Origin of the sequence: Mycoplasmopsis primatum ATCC 25948 (genome assembly GCF_000702785.1) — a bacterium.
GTDB classification, from domain to species: Bacteria; Bacillota_I; Bacilli_A; order Mycoplasmatales; family Metamycoplasmataceae; genus Mycoplasmopsis; species Mycoplasmopsis primatum.
In genome coordinates this window covers 1-4517 of the sequence record NZ_JNJV01000043.1, presented here as the reverse complement: position 1 = coordinate 4517, position 4517 = coordinate 1, and the positions used below count along the sequence as shown (strand labels likewise).

Genomic DNA, 4517 nt, shown 5'->3' with positions numbered 1-4517 from the left:
TTAGAATCAAAAACTTCCGCAAGATTTTTTAACTCTTTATCTAAATCTTCAAGCGATGATGTATTGTTATTAGCTATTGTTTGTGCATGCGTTAGTGCTTTTTTAACTTGCTCTTTAATTAACACAAGGTTAGGGTTGATAAATTGTTCTAAATTAGTAGTTATCTCTTGGATTTTTTTACTTAATTCATCCTTTTTAGTTTTTATGTTGAAATTATCAAGAGCAACTAATGCTTTATTGTAAGCATCTTCGATTTTTTGTAAATGTAAATCAGCTTCCTCTTTTGTTAAGTTGCCTTTTCTAGTTGCATCTTCTGCTGATTTTATTTCGCTGTTTAATTCAATAACTTCATTTTGCGAGTTAATTTTTGTAAATATTTTTATTTTTTCTTTGTATTCGTTTATTTTTAACACAAAGTTTTCATTTACATTATTTTTGCCTTTTGTCTTATTATTTTTTATAACTATTATAGGAGTCGCAATAATAGCGCCAGCAGTTAAAACTGCTGCGCCAATAATTAAACCTTTTTTCTTTTTGTCCATAATTTCCCTTTCTTGAATATTAATATTAGTATTCTTTAATATTAATATTATGATTATATTAACAAAATAATAATTTTAATTAATTATTTCATTAATTTTATTTTTGAAAGAATCTAACTTCTTTTTTGATAATTCAGCTGTTTTGTCAAATGCAAAAATATAAAATTTTATTTTTGGTTCTGTTCCTGATGGTCTTAATGCCAATCATGAATTATCGTTTTCAAATTTTATTTGAATCATATTTGACTTTAAAAAATTATTTTTTAAATTAAAATCGACTACAACTTTATTATCTAAATCGATATTCTTAAACTTTTCTTGTAAGTTTTTTAAATTTGTGTTTGGATCTATAGTTATTTCAACGTTTTCACTAGACACATAGCCCGCTTCATCATATACTTCATTTAATAGATCTACCAATGTTTTACCTTGCTTTTTATAGTATGAAGCCATTTTTGCTAATATTGAAATAGACTGAAGTGCATCTTTATCTCTTGATAAATCTTCATTAATAAGCGAACCATAGCTTTCTTCAAAAGCAAATAAGCATTTTCTATTTTCTTGCTTTTGTTGATCAATTGTCATACCAATCCATTTAAAACCGGTTGGTACCACAAATGACTCAATACCTTTTTTAGATGCTAATATTTCAGGCACGTTAGTTGAAACATATGAATAAACTAAATAATAATTATTAGTATTTTCAATCCTAAATGTATCAAGCAAAAATTTAGTAATGATAATAGCAGTTTCATTTCCGTTTAATAATTGATACTCATTATTATGCTTAACAGCTAATCCAACTCTATCGCTATCTGGGTCGGTCATTAAAAGAATATCAGCATCAACCTTCTTACCTAGTTTTATAACTAATTCATAAGCTTGTTTTTTCTCAGGGTTGGGAAAAATACAGCTTGAAAAACGTGAGTCTTGTTTCATTTGTTCCTTGACATAAAATACATTTTCACAGTGTTTTTTGTCATTTTTGGAAAATAAAATATTAAATAATTTAGGCACAAATTTGTTGCCTGTGCCATGTAATGGTGTGTATGCAATTTTTATATCTGATGGAAATAAATTATTGTCACCATTTTGCTCGCCTACTAAAGCTACAGCATTGATATACTTATCAATAACTTTCTTTGAAATGAATTCTAAATTTTTATAATCAGATTTTTTGATGCTTTTTTGAAGTTTAAAAGATTCTGAATAATTAGCATATGGTTCAAAATAGCTAATCATTTCGTCCATTTCATCAGGTAAACATTGCATGGCTAAATTGTTATAAATTTTTATTCCGTTGTACTCTTTTGGATTATGGCTTGCTGTAATATTAATGCCACCATGTGCTTGATAGTGCATAATAGCAAAACTCACAAATGGAGTTGGACTAATATCTTTTGAAAAAATAACATTGATTCCGTAAGAGTCTAAAATGGTTGCACAACATTGTGCAAAACTATATGATTTATGACGATTGTCCCTTCCTATAACTACTTTAATTAATTGATTAGGATATTTAGCAAGCAAGTATTTACTATAACCATGTGCTATTCTTTGCACATGAGCAAAGTTAAGATTTTCTTCGCCTTTGCCAATTTTGCCTCTAATTCCTGCTGTTCCAAATTCTAATTTTTTCATAATAATTAATAATATATTATTTTAATACCTATTATAATAATTAATACTATGAATTATAAAATAACTAATTTAGACAAAAATGTTAATAATATTTTAAAAATCGACGATTCGTTGATGAAATATAATCAAGAAAGAAATCAATATAGCTTTTGGGAAAAATTTAACTCCGTTTTCAAACATCCATTTAAATTTAGTATTATGGAGTTAGTTTTATCGGGTTTTCTACTAGGTTTTTTTATCCTTTCATATTTTTTAATGAAAATAACTGGACTAAATAATCTATTTACAACTGAAATATTTTTTTGCATTATTTTTGGAATGATACTAGGGCCTTTTAAAGGTTCATTTATAGCATTTTTAGCTGATACATTGTCTCTATTAATTAGTGGACTGATAGGTACGTGATTTTGATTATATGCTATTTGACCACCAATTATTGCCTTTATAAGCTCGTTATATTTTACTTTTTTTAAAGCCACAAAATATGCAAAAATAATTGTGCCTTTTATTGTAATTATTAGTGCAATAACTGTTATGATAGTAATATATTCTCAAAATGTATATCAAACTACTGATGGCAAAATTGGAATTAATTTACAAAAATATAATGCTAAAAAAGACAAAAAAATAAATATTCCTGAATTTGCAACGATTATTGGTATGGTAATATATTTAGCCTTAGCATTAATGAGCACGATAACTATTTCTATATTTTATTTAAAAAATAAAAGTCCTAAATTATTAGACTATTTACTCATATTAAGCATTACCACTTTTGTTATAGTTTTTTATCGTTGAATTTTTGGACCAATTGTTTATATAAAATATATGAATTACTTACAAAACAAAAATTGAACAATTAGTGATAAATATGCCGTTTTTGCTATACCAATTGTTGTAAAAAGCATGATAACTTTGCCTGTGTATGTTATTATACTTACATCTATTTATCCAGTGATTAACATTTTAAAAGATAAACATGTTAACCAGTTAAATCAAATATCTTACTAAGATAGGAATTATTATATAATAGGAAAATTATGAAATTAAGAAGAGAATTTCGCACTGGTATTATTAATATCATTTATAAATATGAATTGCTTGCTCTAACATTAAATCCATCAGTAATTTTTGAAAATGAAAGTGATTTAAACAGTGATCAGTTCAATCAGCTGGAATTAATAGCTAAAAATTACGACTATTACAAAAAAATAATTATTAAATTTTTAAATAATAACAATTGAGACAAAATATCACCATTGATTAGAGCTATTTTAATTAATGCATCACATGAATTAATGACTATTGACCCAAAAATAGTCATTAATGAAGCTATTGAAATTACCAAATCTTTTTTTGATACAGAAGCAAATTTATATAAATTTGTTAATGCTATATTAGAAAATATATATAAGTATTATGTTATCAATGAAGCTATTAGTCACTAAAAGGTGATATGCTGCTTTTACAAATAAAAAAGCACATAGTGCTTTTTTTAAATAAGTGAAAAATTTCAAATTAATTATTCAGCCTTTAATTTTAACGAATACACATGAGACGATATTTTCTTTTCTGTAAAGTTAAAAATTCTGAATTTAAATTCGATTGTTTTATTGGTACTATCTTTTGCAACTTCCATTTTTGAAGTTGTTTTTCATTTGTTCTTTTCATTAAATATAGCACTTTCAGCTACAGCTTGTGCTTCCTTGCCTGCAATTCCATCAATTTTAAATAATTGAACACCATCATATCATTTTTTGCCTTCTTCGTGTTCACCAATAAAAGCATCATTTGAATATGAATATCATATAAATTCTTTACCGTCTTTTTTATCTAGTTTGTTAAACCAGTCTTTTTCTAAAATATTAACTTTTGCGGTTTTTACATTAAAAGTTAAATCATCAGATAATGTGTATTGACTTTGTGATAAGTCAACATCTGTCTTGCCTAAATCTTTAAATTCATATGTTTTATTTTCTTTTTGACTATTGCAACTAGCAGCAACAAGTGGCATAAAAGCGATTGGTGCTAATGAATATAATAAAAATTTGTTCTTTTTCCTGAGTTTCCAAGTTTTAGAGAACAAAAAAGACGAATAGGCTTATAAATAAGCCCTTTTCGTCTTTTTAAGGTTAAATTTTACTATCTTAAATTAAAGCTTTTCTTTGAATGCTTTATCTATGGTTTGATATCAATTGCTTTGTTCTTTAATATTGTCATTGGTGAGTTTTTCGCTTGAAACAACTTTTCCATTAACTATTCTTTCTATATATTTAGCAGATTTAATAGCCTCAATAAACATTTTATTTGTTATCAATGGTTCAACAACTCCTA

The 4517-nt window shown here is 25.8% G+C and carries 6 protein-coding genes; 2 read left to right on the top strand and 4 right to left on the bottom strand.

Going from position 1 to position 4517, the window contains the following annotated elements; all coding sequences use genetic code 4:
* Nucleotides 1-542 (bottom strand): hypothetical protein (locus tag T386_RS04395; RefSeq protein WP_036460119.1); only part of this gene is annotated, 542 nt, incomplete at its 3' end.
* Nucleotides 543-617: 75 nt separating this feature from the next.
* Nucleotides 618-2183 (bottom strand): phospho-sugar mutase, encoded by a 1566-nt coding sequence (locus tag T386_RS0103960; RefSeq protein WP_029513832.1) that lies wholly within the window; start codon nucleotides 2181-2183, stop codon nucleotides 618-620.
* A gap of 48 nt (nucleotides 2184-2231) precedes the next feature.
* Between T386_RS0103960 and T386_RS0103955 the strand changes: the two genes are divergently transcribed.
* Both T386_RS0103955 and T386_RS0103950 read left to right on the top strand, forming a co-directional pair.
* On the top strand, nucleotides 2232-3194 hold the full coding sequence (locus T386_RS0103955; RefSeq protein ID WP_029513831.1) for an ECF transporter S component: 963 nt from the start codon (nucleotides 2232-2234) through the stop codon (nucleotides 3192-3194).
* 29 nt (nucleotides 3195-3223) lie between these two features.
* Nucleotides 3224-3631, top strand: a complete 408-nt coding sequence (locus T386_RS0103950; RefSeq protein WP_029513830.1) for a transcription antitermination factor NusB — start codon at nucleotides 3224-3226, stop codon at nucleotides 3629-3631.
* 74 nt (nucleotides 3632-3705) lie between these two features.
* Here the strand turns inward: T386_RS0103950 and T386_RS0103945 are convergent, their stop codons facing one another.
* Entirely contained in the window at nucleotides 3706-4269 is a 564-nt protein-coding gene (locus T386_RS0103945; RefSeq protein WP_156935949.1) for a variable surface lipoprotein, read from the bottom strand.
* 66 nt (nucleotides 4270-4335) lie between these two features.
* On the bottom strand, nucleotides 4336-4517 hold a 182-nt coding region (locus T386_RS04390; protein WP_036460117.1), incomplete at its 5' end, for a hypothetical protein.